We start from the raw sequence: 17,424 nt of genomic DNA, 5'->3' as shown, positions 1-17,424 counted from the left end.
AGCACGTACTATGAAAGATTATATCGAACATATACTTGAAGAGATAAAACATAACCGCCTTAGTAAACAGGAGGGACTTGAACAGATCCGTCAGTTCAGAAGTAAAGGTACTGTTCCGTCGCAGACGCCGGATGGTGAACAGCCGACTGGTATGCAGGAAACAGCGCTCATGCTGGCGCCTGTATGGGATATTGCTGATGTGCAGGACGTCCAGTGGCCGGCTACGGATACGTCTGTTGTGTTGATTGGCGGTGACGCCAGCCGGATTGAATGGATGCGGAAGCTTTATCCTTCCTTACAACAACTTCAGTTGTCTGCTACGGCTGATGTTGAACAGATCGTTGTTGAACTGCAGGCAATCGGTAACATCGGGCATATCTGCTGGATCGCACCAGTTACCTTTTCAGGCGACCTGAGTGATGACAGGCTGATAGATGCACAATATGAGGGCGTGCTCTCCCTGTTCAGACTGATAAAAGCTTTATTGCAATTAAATTATGCAATGACTGGCATTGGCCTGACCATTATAACAGCGCAGACACTGGAAGTAAATCTGCGTGAAACCATTTATCCGGCTAATGCAGGCGTACATGGTATTGCCAGTGTGATTGCAAAGGAATATCCATCCCTGAAGCTGCGATTGCTGGATGTGGAAGAAAATGCTGATTGGGAAGAGGCGGCTGTGTTTAAGGTTCGTCCATCATCAGACGGAGAAACATTTGCATATCGTAATACCCGTTGGTTTAGCAGGAGATTCGTGCCGTATACGGCTACTGATACCCAGGATGTGCTGTACAGACAAGAGGGTGTTTATGTTGTCATCGGAGGCGCAGGCGGTGTAGGAGAGGTATGGAGTCATCACCTGGCGGATCGGTATGATGCGCAGCTGGTGTGGATCGGAAGAAGAAAAGCAGATGAGGATATTCAGACAAAAATTAAAAAGTTTAAAAAGAAACAACCCTATTACATCAGTGCTGATGCGAGTGATAGTAATGCATTAAAGGATGCATTACGGAAAGTAAAAAAGCAATTTGGCGCTGTACATGGTATCGTACACTCTGCATTGGAAGTGGCTGATAAACGTATTGCAGATCTGACAGAAGAAGAGTTTCGTCGTGGCGTAAAAGTAAAGGCTGATATAGCCATTCGTATTGCACAGGCAGTGGAAAATGACCGGCCAGACTTTATACTCTTCTTTTCTTCTATGGCGGCATTTACCCGTGAAGCGGGTCATAGCGTATATGCTTCCGCCTGTACATTTAAAGACGCATTTGCGCTCCAATTAGCTAAAAGTACCGGTATCGCTGTTAAGGTAATAAACTGGGGATATTGGGGCGATATTGGCGCCGCCGGACTTGTACCTGCTGCTTTCAGAACAAGACTCAGTAAGGCGGGTATAGGTTCGATTACGGCTGAAGAAGGAATGAAGTCCCTGGATAGTCTGATGGCTGCAAATATCAGCCAGATAGGGCTGACGAAGGTAAATGCAAACTTCACAATGCCACAGCTGTTGCAGCAGGCCAGTGTGACGGCTTATACAACCAGGAGCGCTCCGGTGATTGAGCGGTTGAAACAATCGGCTGACTGGGATCAGGCCCTGGTAGATCGCATGTACAAAGAGGTGGAAGACCCCATGAATGAAATGGGCAGGTTATTGTGTCATTTACTGTTTGGGCAATTACAATCGCTGGGATTTTTCCGTAGCACTACGCAGGATGTGTCCGTGTTACGCGTCGAATCAGGCGTATTACCAATCTATTACCGCTGGTTGGAAGAAAGTTTACTGGTGTTATCCCGTCATAATTTTGTACACCTGACAGATGGCGTCTGGCAGGTGACAGACTATACTCCGGTTGATATGGATGCAGTCTGGGCAGAATGGGATAGCAGGAAAGAAGCGTGGCTTAGCAATCCTCATATCAAAGCCAAGGTAGTACTGCTGGAGGTGTCGTTGAAGGCTTTGCCTGAAGTGCTGACCGGCAAGAAACAATCAACTCAGATTATGTTCCCTAATTCCTCCATGAAACTGGTGGAAGGGATCTATAAATATAACCTGGTGGCCGACTACTTCAATGAAGTACTCGCTGATACCGTAGTGGATTATCTGAATACACGTAGAAAAGATGATCCTGCTGTACGCATCCGTATTATCGAAATCGGTGCGGGTACAGGAGGTACCAGTGCAATGGTATTTAAAAAGCTGGAAGGCTATCATCAGCATGTTGCGGAGTATTGTTATACTGATCTGTCCAGGGCATTCCTCATGCATGCGGACAGAGAATTTGGTGCAGAGAATCCATTTCTGACCTACCGCATATTCGATGCAGGTAAGCCGCCTGCTACACAGGATGTACCGGTGGAAACCTATGACCTGGTAATTGCAACGAATGTATTACATGCGACCAAGAATATCCGTGAGACACTGAGGAATACCAAAGCCTTATTAAAGAAAAACGGCCTGGTATTATTGAATGAGCTGAGTAGCAATAATATGGTTAATCACCTGGCCTTTAGTTTACTGGAAGGCTGGTGGCTTAGTGAAGACGAGGAATTACGCATCCCCGGATGTCCCGGGCTGTTCCCGCATCAATGGCAGGAGGTACTGGAAAATGAAGGTTTTGATCATGTAATATTCCCGGCAGCAGGAACGCATGCGCTTGGACAGCAGATTGTGGTGGCACAAAGCAACGGTGTGGTGAGACAGGCGCTGGCAGTAGCACAAGTAGTCAGGGAAGCAGCAAAAGAGACAAGTAATATCTCTCCACAGGTGAAACCGGCGGAATTAGCAGCATCGGCTGCAACCAACGACAAGCAAAGAGAGGACAAGGTAAAGTCAGCTATCATAGACAAGCTGACTATTTCGCTGAAAATAGACAGGAAACAGATCAATGTAAATGCACCCTTTGCTGATTATGGTCTGGATTCCATCACCGGGGTACATTTTATAGAATTACTGAATCAGGAGCTGGCAATCAGTTTAAGTACAACAACTTTATTTGATCATAGTTCTGTGAATCAGCTGACCAGTTACCTATTAGAGGCTTATTCTTCATTGGCGGCTGCCAGTCAGCTGGCGGAGGCGCCGGTGACTGTGCCGGTTGTTGAAAAAACGACTATGACGGTTGCGGCATCAAAAGAACAGATAAGAAAAGAGGAGATTATACAAAAAGAACCGATAGCAGTTATTGGTATCAGCGGCCGGTTTCCCGGCGCCGATAATGTAGATGAACTGTGGGAACACCTGGCAGCAGGTAATGACCTGGTGGGATCCGTAAAGCGTTGGGATCTGTCCCCATTTTTCCCTGATGGGCGCTATTGTGATAAAGGAGGATTTCTTGATGATATAGCACGCTTTGATCCGGACTTCTTTGGTATTTCCGGATTGGAAGCGACATTTATGGATCCCCAGCATCGCATATTCCTGGAGGAAACCTGGAAGGCACTGGAAGATGCCGGTTATGCAGGAGCGGATATGGAAGGTAAGACCTGTGGTATTTATGTGGGTTGTCATGCAGGAGATTACCAGGATTTATTCAGCGGACAAGAACCTGCGCAGGCGATGTGGGGCAATGCCAGTTCTGTAGTACCTGCACGTATTGCTTATTTTCTGAACCTGAAAGGACCTGCAGTTTCTGTAGATACGGCTTGTTCCAGTTCGCTGATGTCAATACATCTGGCCTGTCAGGGTTTATGGACAGGGGAAACACAGATGGCGATAGCCGGCGGTATATTCGTACAGAGCACACCTAAGTTTTATGTTTTTGCCAACCGGGCAGAAATGTTATCTCCTAAAGGACATTGTCACACCTTTGATGAAGCGGCAGATGGTTTTGTACCTGGTGAAGGTGCGGGTGTTGTCATACTGAAGCGTTTGAGTGAGGCGCTGGCAGCAGGAGATCATATTTATGGTGTAATAGCCGGATCAGGTATTAACCAGGATGGTACGACCAATGGTATTACTGCGCCGAGTGCAATATCCCAGGAGCGCCTGGTGTCAGATGTTTATGCCTCTTTTGGTATAGACGCTGCTTCCGTGCAGATGATTGAAGCACATGGAACGGGTACCCGTTTAGGTGATCCGATCGAGTTTGAGGCGATAACCAGGGCTTTCAGAAAGCAGACCAGTCTTAACGGATATTGTAGCATAGGGTCTATTAAAACAAATATCGGACATACATCAGCAGCAGCTGGTGTAGCAGGATTGATAAAAGTATTGCTCTCGCTGAAGCATAAAAAGATACCGGCTTCTTTACATTATAAACAGGGTAATCCGCGTATCAATTTTAATGATAGTCCGTTTTATGTGAATACGGTATTGCGCCCATGGGATATAACTGCCGGTAAAAAACGTATGGCGGCTGTAAGCTCCTTTGGCTTTAGTGGTACGAATGCGCATCTGGTAATAGCAGAAGCGCCGGCAGCAGATATAATCAGTGTACAACAACCTGAATACCTGGTCGTATTATCTGCCAGATCTGCGGAGCAACTCCGGCAACAGGCAGATATGCTGGCCGTGGCTATCGGGACACAGCAGCATGATGTAGCAGCGATCAGTTATACGCTGCTGAACGGCAGGAAGCACCTGACACACAGATTAGCTTGTGTGGTAACAGATGCAACTGAGCTGAAGGGTTTACTGGAGTTATGGCTGGAGAAAGGAAAAGTTGCCGGTATATATACAGGTATAGTCGCGGACGGAGAAGAAGGTAGTCAAACTGCGCTGAAGCAATATGGTAATGAATGTATTGCCTTCTGTCGTAGTTCACGCGTGCAGCAGGAATACCGCGAAAAGCTGGTCGTTGTGGCGGAATTATTTACACAGGGATATCAGTTGAAATATGGTAGTCTCTTTGAAAAAGGACGCCGTATATCTTTACCAGCCTATCCATTTGTTAAAGAGCATTACTGGCTACCGGATACAGCGGTACAGCCTGTAACACCCTCATTAAACGGCGTATTACACCCGATGTTGCACCGTAATATTTCCAGTCTGTCATTCACACGTTATGAATCTACCTTTACAGGAAAGGAATTTTTCCTGTCAGATCATGTTGTCAACGGAAAACATATCCTGCCTGGTGTCGCTTACCTCGAAATGGCAAGGGAAGCAGTAGCACAGGCACTTACGGATAATGGAGGTCCGCTGCCGGATCTACGTTTGCAGAATATCACCTGGTTACAACCATTCTCTGTAAACGGTCATCCGGAATCTTTGCAGGTCCGCGTGCAACAACTGCCGGATACACAGGTCTCCTTCGAGATATTCAGTAAGAAAGGGAATACGGAGTTAGTGCATAGTCAGGGGCAGGCAGTTCCTGTGGGTAAAACAGTGTTGCCTGCACAGTCCATAGAAGCGCTGAAGGCTGCCTGTCATCTTTATCAGTTATCAGGCGAGCAGTGTTATAATGCATTCAGCGTGATGGGGCTTGCTTACGGACCTGCGCACAGATGTATTGAAGAAGTATATGTAGGACGCGATAAGGTGCTTGCGAGATTGTTGGTACCGGAAGTTATCGCTGCTACAAGTGAGGCGTATACATTTCATCCGGCTCTGCTGGATGCTGCTTTGCAGGCAGCCATGGCCCTGAATACCGATCTCAGGGAGCCTGCCCGTATTGCGCCGGATAGTCTGGCTTTGCCATTTATATTACAGGAGGCTGAGGTCATAGAAAAAATAAAGGGACCCGTCCTGTGGGTGGTTGCGCGTAATAGTGCAGAGAGCAGACCGGGTGAACAAATTGTGAAACTGGACGTAGACATCTGTGATGCTACCGGACATACATTGGTGAGATTACGCGGCTTTTCGGCCAAAATACCACAACGTGGACAATCAGGGGTAGATGTGAATAGTCCGGCAACAGTCACTAACCCGACATCATATACATCCTTGTTAACGCCGGTATGGAATGAACTGCTGCATTGGACTCCCGTGAATAATCTGCCATCATCGGCAGCTAATGTTGCTGTAATAGGTGGTACAGAGGCGGCCATCTCCCAGGTACGCGCATACCTGCCGCAAAGCAGGATACTGGCCATTAAACCTGAAGAGACGGTAAATACTATTGCAGACAGTCTGAACGGGTTTGGGCCGATTGATCATATTGTATGGCTTGCGCCGTATACGCATTTTGCGACGCTTGCGGACACTGGCATTATCGGGGCACAACAAACTACCGTGCTGGCATTATTCCGGCTTATAAAGGCTTTATTAGCTGTAGGATACGGTATAAGGGAACTGCAATGGACGATTGTCACTGTAAAGGCCCAGGCAATTAATAAACATGATCATATACAGGCGGCTGCCGCAGGTATACATGGTCTAGCCGGATCTATGGCAAAAGAGTATGGCAACTGGTCCGTAAGAATCGTTGATGTGGATGACCAGCATCATTTGCCCGTAGGAGATATATTCTCTTTGCCTGCGGATAAAGCGGGCGATGCCTATGCCTTCCGTCAGGGCGCCTGGTATCAGCAGCGATTACTGTCTATTCCACAAACCAGGAATGACGCACCGGTATATCGTAAGGGTGGTGTATATGTCGTAATCGGAGGGGCGAGTGGTATCGGTAAAGCCTGGAGCGAGCACCTGGTACGTGAATATCAGGGACAGATTGTCTGGATAGGAAGACGTCCGGAAGATGCTGCTATACAGGCAGCCATTTCACTACTGAAAGCTGCAGGTAAAGCACCGGTATATATACAAGCTGATGCAACAAATGAAGTGTCGCTTGCTGCTGCTTGTCGGGAGATAGTGCAGCGTTTCGGACAAATACATGGTATCGTACATTCGGCTATTGTATTGCAGGACAGAGGATTGGCGAGTATGGAGGAAGCGCATTTTATAGCGGGATTATCGCCAAAAGTGGATATCTGCGTAAATATGGCAAAAGTATTTAGACATGTACATCCTGATTTCGTGCTGTTCTTCTCTGGTATTATGTCCTTTATCAAAGCTGCAGGACAAAGTAACTATGCGGCCGGTTGTACATTCAAAGATGCATTTGCTTACCAGCTGGCAACAGAATGGCCGGTAAATGTAAAGGTGATGAACTGGGGCTATTGGGGTACCCTTGGCATTGTTTCCTCCAAAGAGTACCAGGACCGGATGACGGCTGCAGGTATTCTTTCTATTAGTCCGGAAGAAGGCATGCGCGCATTGGATCTATTGATGACGGGATCCTTCGGGCAGATTGCTTTTGCAAAGACAACACATGCCGTACCGCTGACAGCTATGCTGCCTTCGGAGAAAGTAGGTGTTTATAATAATACGATTCCTTCATTAATAAGCACTTTGGGTAACGCTGCACAAGCCGCAGGTGTTGAAAGAGATACATTATATACGACTGTACTCAGCGAATTGTCAGACAGGGCCGCATTACTTTTTGGTACTGTCGCCGCTGGCATAGATCCTGATGCACAATTGACGGAGTATGGTTTTGATGAACTGGCGCTTGCAGGCGTATTGAGTCACCTGAATGAGCGTTATGGTTTGCAGCTGGTGCCTTCCATGTTTGCCGAAAACATCACTTTCAGACAGGCTGCTGCACAGGTAGCCGGTCTTCGTACAAGTACATCTTCCATCGCTGCTGCTTATGAAGAGAAAGCAGACCGTATCCGGAAAACAGTATTGCCGAATATGCAGGAAATGGATGACATGCTGGCGAAGATGCTCTGGAATATACTGGGAGGTATGGGTGTATGGCGTGAACAATTAGTGACAGTCGATAGCTTATTACAAACGACTGCGATACGTCCTGGCTTCCGCAGATGGCTGGAGGAGAGTCTGGAAGCACTGGCAAGAAAAGGATATCTCATTTCCGAAAAAACGGGTTACCGCTTGCAGCAGACATTATCTGCCGCTATCGATGTAATCTGGTCCGAATGGCATCAGCGAAAGATCGCATGGCTCAATAACCCATCCTTACAGGCCCGTGTGAAACTGCTGGAAGAAACGCTGAAAGTATTACCAGAGATACTGACTGGTCAGGTAGCAGCTACAAGTGTTCTTTTCCCTGGATCTTCCATGGAAAGGGTAGAAGGCATCTATAAACACAACCTCGTATCTGAATATTTTAATGAAGTACTGAGTGCTACACTGCTTGAATACCTGCGACTAAGGAAAGAGCAGGACCCTGCTATGAAAGTACGTATACTAGAAGCCGGTGCTGGTACGGGAGGTACCAGCTACACCGTGCTGCATCAGTTAGCTCCTTATCGGGCGCACATTGCCGAGTATTGTTATACGGATGTGTCAAAAGCGTTTTTACAGTTTGCAGAGCAGACCTACGGACCTTCATTCCCTTATCTCACCTATCAGCTTTTTGATGTTGAAAAACCAATTGCGGAACAGGGGATACCTGCAGGTGAATTTGATATCGTTATTTCTGCAAATGCCCTTCATGCTACTCATAATATCCGGCAAACGCTGCGGAATATTAAAGCAAGCATGAAAAAGAACGGCTTGTTATTGCTGAATGAAATGTGTGTGAATCCATTGTTCCCGCACCTGACATTTGGGTTACTGGACGGATGGTGGTTGTATGAAGATCCTGCATTACGTATGCCGGGCTGTCCCGGACTATCGCCTGCCTCCTGGAAACGTGTGATGGAAGAGACAGGACTGGATCCGGTAGTATTTCCTGTAGCAACATCTGCAGACCTTGATTTTCAGATTATCGTGGCAGAAAGTGATGGTATTGTAAGGCAACCGGAACACGATCGCCCTGCTGTAGCTGTTACTCCGGTATCAGCTGCACCTGTTGCGATGCGAAATGAATTGCCGCAGCCGGCACCTAAACCTGTACAGCAGGTAACAGCGATAGCTGCAGGTGTTACAGACCAGATGATAGAAGAGCATGTGCGTATGAGTCTACACGAGAGTATCGCCGATGTGCTGATGATCAAAGAAGGTAGGATACTGGATGAAAGAAGTTTCTCTGAATATGGTATTGATTCAATCATCGCTGTAAAACTTATTAACCTGATCAATAAAGAATGTGGTGTGACCCTGCAAACGACGGCATTGTTTGACTATAACAATGTCAATCAGCTGTTACGCCACATTATTGACAAGTTCAAACCAGTACTGGTCCGGGAATTGTCTACAGATATAATAGCTGATGCACCCCCTGTTGCAGTACCCGTTACTGCATCGGAGCAGCCGGTTATTGCTCAGCCCATACATGACAGTATGCCAGAAGTTCAGGTAGCCTTCACACCATTAACTGTAATACCAGTAGCGTCTATGGGTACCTATCATCGGGTATTATTAGAGCGACCAGGAGGAATAGAAGAATTACGGATTGTAGCGGCAGACGTAGCTGCGCCGGGGCCAGATGAGGTGCAGATCAGCGTACGCAGTTTCTCATTGAATTTTGCGGATCTCCTGTGTCTGCGTGGACTATATCCTGGTATGCCGCCATATCCTTTTACGCCTGGTGTAGAAGCCAGTGGAGTGGTCGTTCATGTAGGCAGTAACGTAAAAGCATTCAGAAAAGGAGATGAGGTGATTGCTACGATAGCCGAGACAATGGGCGGACAGGCAACGCTGGTCACCTGTAAACAGAAAGATGTATTCCTGAAGCCTGCTTCTCTCTCTTTTGAGGAGGCCGCCGCGTTGCCGGCAGTAGCCATGACGGCGATTGATACGCTGCATAAGGCGGGCTTAAAGAAAGGAGAACGCATCCTCATACAGACAGCTACCGGCGGTACCGGATTGATGCTGGTACAGCTGGCCTTGCATTATGGTGCGGAGATTTATGCAACAGCAGGCTCACAACATAAGCTGGACTATCTGCGTCAGCTCGGGGTGCAACATGTTATCAATTACAGGGAAAATGATTTTCAACAGGAACTCATGCGTATGACCGGTGGTCAGGGCGTGCATGTTGTTGTGAATACATTGAGTGGAGACGCTATGCAGAAAGGGCTGCAATGCCTGTCGCCGGGTGGAAGATATGTGGAACTGGCGATGATGGCCCTGAAGTCGGCCAGAAATGTAGATCTTTCCGTATTCAGTAATAACCAGGCATTCTACAGCGTCGATGTCAGAAAGCTGGGTATGCTGGATCATGAGCTGATTACATCTTACCGGAAAGAGATGTTGGCGTTGGTAGAGAAAGGCGTATTACGGCCGACGATCTGTAAGCAGTTTTCACTGGAGTCATTGTCTGCCGCCTATGCATTTCTTGATCAACGCGAAAACATCGGTAAGGTGGTAGTAGGTATTCCACTTGCTTACCAATATCAGGCAAACCCGCATATGCAGGGAGTATCTGGTAAGCAGGCTACAGTATCTATGCAGGGTGGATTTGCAAAAGAAGATATCGCCGTGATTGGTGTGAGTGGAAGATTCCCGCAATCAGACAATATACATGAGTTATGGGAGCACCTCAAAGAGGGGCACGATCTTACAGAAGAAGTGAGTCGCTGGGACCTGGAAACCTATTATGCTGACGATCCTGGAAAGGCTTATTGTAAGCGCGGTGGTTTTCTGAAAGATATTGCTTCGTTTGATCCGCTCTTTTTCAATATATCGGGCGCTGAAGCTACATATATGGATCCTCAGCAGCGTATTTTCCTGGAAGAAGCCTGGAGAGCACTGGAGGATGCCGGATATGCCGGTAAGAGCGTGGATGGAGCTGCCTGTGGCGTATACGTAGGTTGCCATGTAGGCGACTATCATCACCTTTTTGATGAGAAAGAACAACCAGCACAGGCCATGTGGGGGAATGCAGGTTCGGTTATCCCTGCACGTATTGCTTACTATCTGAATCTGAAAGGGCCTGCTATTGCGGTAGATACTGCTTGCTCAAGTTCACTGGTGTCCATACATCTTGCCTGTCAGGGTTTGTGGAGCAATGAAACCGACATGGCGCTTGCAGGTGGTGTTTTTATACAATCGACACCATGGTTTTATCTTTCTGCGAATAAAGCAGAAATGCTATCTCCTTCAGGATATTGTCACACATTCGATCAGCAGGCTGACGGTTTTGTACCAGGAGAGGGCGCAGGTGTAGTTGTACTGAAAAGACTGTCAGATGCATTGGCCGCGGGTGATCATATTTACGGTGTGATCAAGGGCTCTGCGATTAACCAGGATGGTACGACTAACGGATTAACAGCGCCAAGCGCCTTGTCACAGGAGCAGCTGGAAGCAAAAGTTTACAGTAGTTTTGATATCAATCCTGCAGATATACAACTTGTAGAAGCGCATGGAACAGGTACTCGCCTGGGAGATCCGATAGAATATGATGCACTGACAAGGGCATTTGCGCGTTTTACGGATGAAAAACAGTTCTGCGCAATAGGCTCTATCAAATCCAACATGGGCCATGCAGCTGCGGCTGCAGGCGTAAGCGGACTTGTCAAATTATTACTTTCTCTTCGCTATAAACAGATCCCGCCATCATTACATTTCCATGATGGTAATACGAATATTTCATTTGCAGATAGTCCGTTTTATGTAAATACGACTCTTCGTGATTGGCCGCAACCAGCTAATCATGCAAGGATGGCTGCCATCAGTTCCTTTGGCTTTAGTGGTACCAATGCGCATCTCATATTAGAAGAAGCGCCGGTCGTAGCCAGGACACATGCCACATTACCGGGCTATCTCTTTGTATTATCTGCCAGAACGGATAAACAACTGAAGGCGCAGGTAAGTCAATTGTTAGAACACCTGAGCCACGATCCGGAGGCAGATGCCGGTAATATCAGCTATACTTTATTGCTTGGCAGAAAGCATTTATTACATCGTATTGCCTGCGTAGCGCGTAATACGCGTGAATTGATGAATATGCTGAAAAAGTACCTGGAAAAGGGTAAGGCGCCACAATTATATACGGCTGTGCTGACGGAAGGTGAATTCAGGGAACAGGCCGCGCTTAGAAAATATGGGAATGAATGTTTACGACAGCTTAGTCATACAGATAACCCTGCTGATTATTTAGAAAGATTGTTTTCTGTCGGAGAGTTATTTATACAAGGGTATAACCTGGAGTATGAGGCTTTATTTACAGCGGGAGAGTATGGGAGGATTCCATTGCCGGTATATCCTTTTGAAAAGGAAATCTACTGGGCGGAAGAATCCGTGCGTCCTCGTGCTATAGAGACACAACTGCACCCGTTATTACATCGTTATACGCCGGTAACAGGTTTACAACAATTCACTTCAGTTTTCCGTGGCAGTGAATATTTCTTTACCGGTCATGTTATACAACAGAAAAAGATACTGCCTGGTGTAGCTTATCTTGAAATGGCCAGGGCTGCGGTAATGCATGTATTGCCACCATTGCCGGCGGGCAGTGCACTTCAGCTCAAAGATGTGATGTTGTCACAGGCGCTTGTAGCAGAGGATCGTACACTGACCGTACATACACGTCTGGTGGAAGATGGTGCAGGAGATAGCTCCTTTGAGATCAGCAGCATAGGGGCTGATGGGCAACCTATATTACATTGTAGCGGACGCTTATCCTTACAAACAAATGTGCAGATCGCTTCCCGTAATCTTGCTGCCGTGGCCGCAGCATGTAATGTGGGTGTGGTGACCGGCGAACAACTATATGCGCTTTTCACAGAGAAAGATAGTGTATACGGACCTTTATTCCGCGCAGTAAAACAGGTGTTGACGGGTAGAGGTGTTTCACTGGCAACGATACAATTACCTGCTTCACTGCATTACACACCCGGAGAATATCAGTTGCATCCGATCGTGATGGATGCCGCTTTACAAAGTACGCTGGCATTATCTCCTGGTGATGATCAGTATGCCGCATTACCATTCCTGTTTGAGGAAGTTACTGTGTTACAAAGTTGTGAGCCTAAGATGAAAGTCGTTGTGACAGAGACATCAGGCACAGGGAATGCAAAGGTGCGTAGTTTCTCGTTTGAACTATATAATGAGCAGGACCAGCTTTGTGTACTGGTGCGCAATCTGCATATACGTATGCTGGCACTAACGCCTGCTGTGGTGAATGAAACCGTTTACTTTCAGCCACAATGGCGTCAGGCAGAGATAGCTGGCAGAGGAGTTGTTGTTGCAGATCGTCAGGTGGTAGTATATGGCCATCATCTGGCAAAAAGCTGGTCTGATATAGCGAATGTAGTATTGATTGAAGATGCGCCTGCAACGCCGGAAACTCGTTTTACAGCCGCAAATCTCGCCCTGTTGCATATTGTCCGCGATATACTGAACAGGAAAAGCCATCAGCAGCAATTGCTGCAGGTGATCATTTCTCCGGAGGATGCCGCCTTACTGATGACGGGTTTTTCTGCCATCTTAAAAACAGCACATCAGGAAAAACCGGCATTGCTTTGCCAGTTGATTGTGGCCGGGGATGGAGCGGAACAGCTAACTGTACTGAATGGCACAGATCCGGAAGAACAATTGATAAAGTATGAGAACGGACAACGTTATGTATCCGGCTTTACCCGGGTTGATAATAACTCCTTAGATGATCGTATGCCGTGGCGCCAAAATGGTACGTATCTGATTACCGGTGGAACCGGTGGACTGGGCCGCATCTTTGCAAACGAGATCGCAAGGGAGGTTGCTGGTACACGTATCATTCTGACTGGTAGAAGCCCGGAAGATGTTAATAAGAGAGAATTGCTGGACACACTGGAGCTGTTGGGTGCAAAGGCCGTTTATTACCAGATGGACGTTAGCAGCGAAGTGGCCGTGCAGCAAGTGATAGCTGATGTACTGCGTGCGCATGGGACAATACATGGTATCATTCATTGTGCCGGCATTACAGAAGATGACTTTATCATCCGTAAAGAAGATGCTTCATTTAAGCGTGTATTGGCGCCAAAAGTAAATGGTATGGTGTGGTTGGATAAAGCCACAAAAGATATTGCGCTTGATTTCTTTGTAGTGAGTTCTTCCATGGCGGGCGTACTAGGCAACATCGGGCAGGCGGATTATGCGGCTGCAAATGCCTTTATGGACGCATATGCAGTGAGCCGTCAACAGCTGGTAGCCTCCGGTCAGCGACATGGACGAAGCCTCGCTATTAACTGGTCACTGTGGGAAGAAGGAGGTATGCGTCCTGACAGTACATCAGAAAAAATTATTAAAGAAAAGACGGGTATGCTGGCACTTGATCGTCAGCAGGGTATCCGCGCATTCTATAAAGCATTGAACAGCGGTTTGTCACAGGTGATGGTAGTAGCCGGTAATGGAGAGCGCCTTGTTGAAGCGATTAGTCATACAGTGAAACCAGCGGTAAACACTGAAAAGAAAAATGCGGTTGCCGGAACAACGCATGAAAAGGCAGTTCTTTTACTGAAACAGCAATTAGCTACTGTACTGAAGATACCGGCGGCACAGATAGAGACCAATGCACAACTAGAGAAATACGGCATTGACTCTGTAATGGTAGTTACATTGACGAATGCCCTGGAACAAACGTTTGGGCCGCTTCCTAAGACTCTTTTCTTTGAATACCAGACCATCGCGCAACTGGCAGGATATTTCCTCGAAGCTTTCCCCGAAAAGATCAACGCATTGACCGGTGAAACTGCTGTGCGTAATGAGCGTAAGCAACCTGTTTTTTCTGCACCTACACAAACTAAGACCCCGGTTATACAACAGCAACCAGTAAAAGCATTGCCGCAACAACAGTTGGAGGATGTAGCTATTATCGGTCTTGCTGGCCGTTATCCTGGTGCTACCGATATCAACGCATTCTGGGAAAATCTCCGCACGGGTAAAGACACAGTTACAGAGGTACCATCAGAAAGATGGGCGCATCAGTTGTTCTTTGATCCGGCAAAAGGGAAAGCCGGCAAAACTTATACGAAATGGGGTGGATTTATTGATGGTGTGGATGAATTTGACCCGCGTTTCTTTAATATCTCACCACGTGAAGCTGTGATGATAGATCCACAGGAACGCTTGTTCCTGCAATGTGTATATAATACGATGGAGGATGCTGGATATACCAGACAATCATTAGCTGCCGCCGGAGATGTGGGTGTATTTGCCGGTGTAATGTACCTGGAATATCAATTATACGGACTACAGGAAACCATCGCAGGACGTCCTATTGCGATGTCAGGCAGTGCTTCTTCTATAGCAAACAGGGTATCATACTTCTGTAATTTCCATGGACCTAGTCTGGCTGTTGATACCATGTGTTCGTCTTCATTAACGGCACTTCACCTGGCTTGTCAGAGTTTACAGCGTGGAGAATGTGTAGTGGCTATTGCTGGTGGTGTGAATGTCTCTATTCACCCGAATAAATACCTGATGTTGGGACAGGGTGGTTTTGCTTCGAGCAAAGGGCATTGTGAAAGCTTTGGGGAAGGTGGTGACGGCTACGTACCAGGCGAAGGTGTAGGTGCTGTATTACTGAAGCCATTGTCCAAAGCAATAGCAGACGGTGATCATATTTACGGTGTTATCCGCGGTAGCGCCATCAATCATGGTGGTAAGACGAATGGTTACACGGTGCCTAATCCACAGGCACAATCATCTGTGATCAGTACTGCATTGCGTAATGCGGGTATTGATGCACGGACGATCAGTTATATAGAGGCGCATGGTACAGGTACTTCCTTAGGAGATCCTATCGAAATAGCAGGATTAACGAAGAGCTTCCGTGAGTATAGTAAAGATTTACAGTACTGTGCCATCGGATCTGCAAAATCGAATATCGGGCATTGTGAGAGCGCTGCGGGTATCGCGGGTATCAGTAAAATATTATTACAGCTGAAGTACCGTGAACTGGCGCCTTCTTTACATGCAGAACAATTAAATCCCAATATAGATTTTACGGGAAGTCCGTTTCAGGTGCAGGTCAAATCCGGTAAATGGGAACGGCCAGTAGTGACAATAGATGGCGCTACGCAGCAATATCCTTTACGTGCAGGTATATCGGCTTTTGGCGCCGGTGGTTCGAACGCACATGTACTGATAGAGGAATATGTGGCTGTACATGAAGCTCCATCTTTCGTTGATGCTCCGTTTGTGATCGTATTATCAACGAAGGATGAGACCCGCCTGAAAGAGTTAGTGTCCCGATTATTGGATAGCATACGTAGGGGTGTCTATACTGACGCTGACCTGCCATCTATCGCTTATACATTGCAAGTCGGCAGAGAGCCTATGGAAGAGCGTCTGGGCATGATTGTAAGCAATCTCACTGAGCTGGAATCGCTGTTGTCCGCAGGAATTACCGGAGCGAATATTTATCGCAGTGAAGGCAGGGGACAGGCAGCGGTATTGTCTGGGTTATTGGGAGATGAAGAAGTGAATGCTTTAACAGACAAGTGGTTACGTGATAGAAATTATGATAAACTGGTTCGCTATTGGGTGAAAGGTGGAACGGTGAACTGGGAGTGGTTATACACGGGCGTACATCCGCAGCGTATCAGTTTACCGGTATATCCATTTGCAAAAGAAAAATACTGGATCGTAAAACAGGAAAATGCAGCTCAGTTGACATTGTCACTTACACAGCAGGAAAATAAGCCTGTTTTACCGCAGGAAAAGCCGGCAATAGTGACACCTTCTCCCGTAGTCAACGAAGCACAGGATCACCGGATTGAGCTGACTCCTTTGTCTGATTTTGAGGAAATAGTGCCGGCTGTGCCTATGTCAGTGACACAGTTCATTGAATTGACGACTGAGGCGGTTCCTTTACCAGCGGAGCCCACACCGGTACCACAGGTGGTAGCAGAAAACGGATTAGCTGCTATAGAAGCAATACTTAGAAAATCATTGGCCGTGGCATTAGGTCTTGAAGAAAGCGAGATCCATGCAGATAAGAATTTTATTGACCTGGGACTGGACTCAATTATGGGGGTAGAGTGGATAAAGTCAATTAATACGGCTTTTGATATCGAACTGGGAGCAGCAAGACTGTATGACTATCCCGAGTTAAGAAAACTGGCGGCATTTATTAAGACAGAACAGCAAAAGCCACGCAATACAACGAACAGACAGCAGGAAATATCGGTAACAGCTAACGCAGTAGTAAAACCTGTTACACCCACACAAGCCCCTGCACAGCCGTCCTCCGGATCTGCGATCATTACGGCGCCTTCTGTGAATATACTCAAGGAGGAGCTGACCAGGAGTCTGGCAGGCGCATTGAGTTTGTTACCCGGAGAGATCAGTCCGGATAGGAATTTTGTAGATATGGGACTGGATTCCATCATTGGCGTGGAATGGATACATCAGATCAATGCCCGTTATGGTACGGAGATCATTGTAACTAAGATATATGACCACGCCACTATTAATGAATTCGCGAAGTTCCTGTCAGCAGAAATGACGAAGGTCAACACCTATGAACCCGTACAGTCATTGCAGCAGGAATTTTCACTGGATGAAGTGGTGCGTCAGGTAGAAAAAGGAGAGATGGATGCTGAAGCTGCTAATCTTCTGCTGGCCGTACTGTCGAAACAATAATATTT

The 17,424-nt window shown here is 47.0% G+C and carries 1 protein-coding gene; it reads left to right on the top strand.

Annotated features, from left to right (window positions below; translation table 11 throughout):
* Positions 1 to 10: 10 nt before the first annotated feature.
* Positions 11 to 17,419 carry an SDR family NAD(P)-dependent oxidoreductase gene (locus CPIN_RS38735; RefSeq protein WP_012792895.1) on the top strand — a complete coding sequence of 5,803 codons (17,409 nt, stop codon included), beginning with the start codon at positions 11 to 13 and terminating at the stop codon, positions 17,417 to 17,419.
* Positions 17,420 to 17,424 lie beyond the last annotated feature (5 nt).

Origin of the sequence: Chitinophaga pinensis DSM 2588 (genome assembly GCF_000024005.1) — a bacterium.
GTDB lineage: Bacteria > Bacteroidota > Bacteroidia > Chitinophagales > Chitinophagaceae > Chitinophaga > Chitinophaga pinensis.
This window is presented reverse-complemented; position numbering and strand designations above follow the sequence as displayed.

Excerpts from the sequence above, each read along its gene's own strand:
- CPIN_RS38735 (WP_012792895.1), top strand. The coding sequence starts at position 11 with ATGAAAGATTATATCGAACATATACTTGAAGAGATAAAACATAACCGC.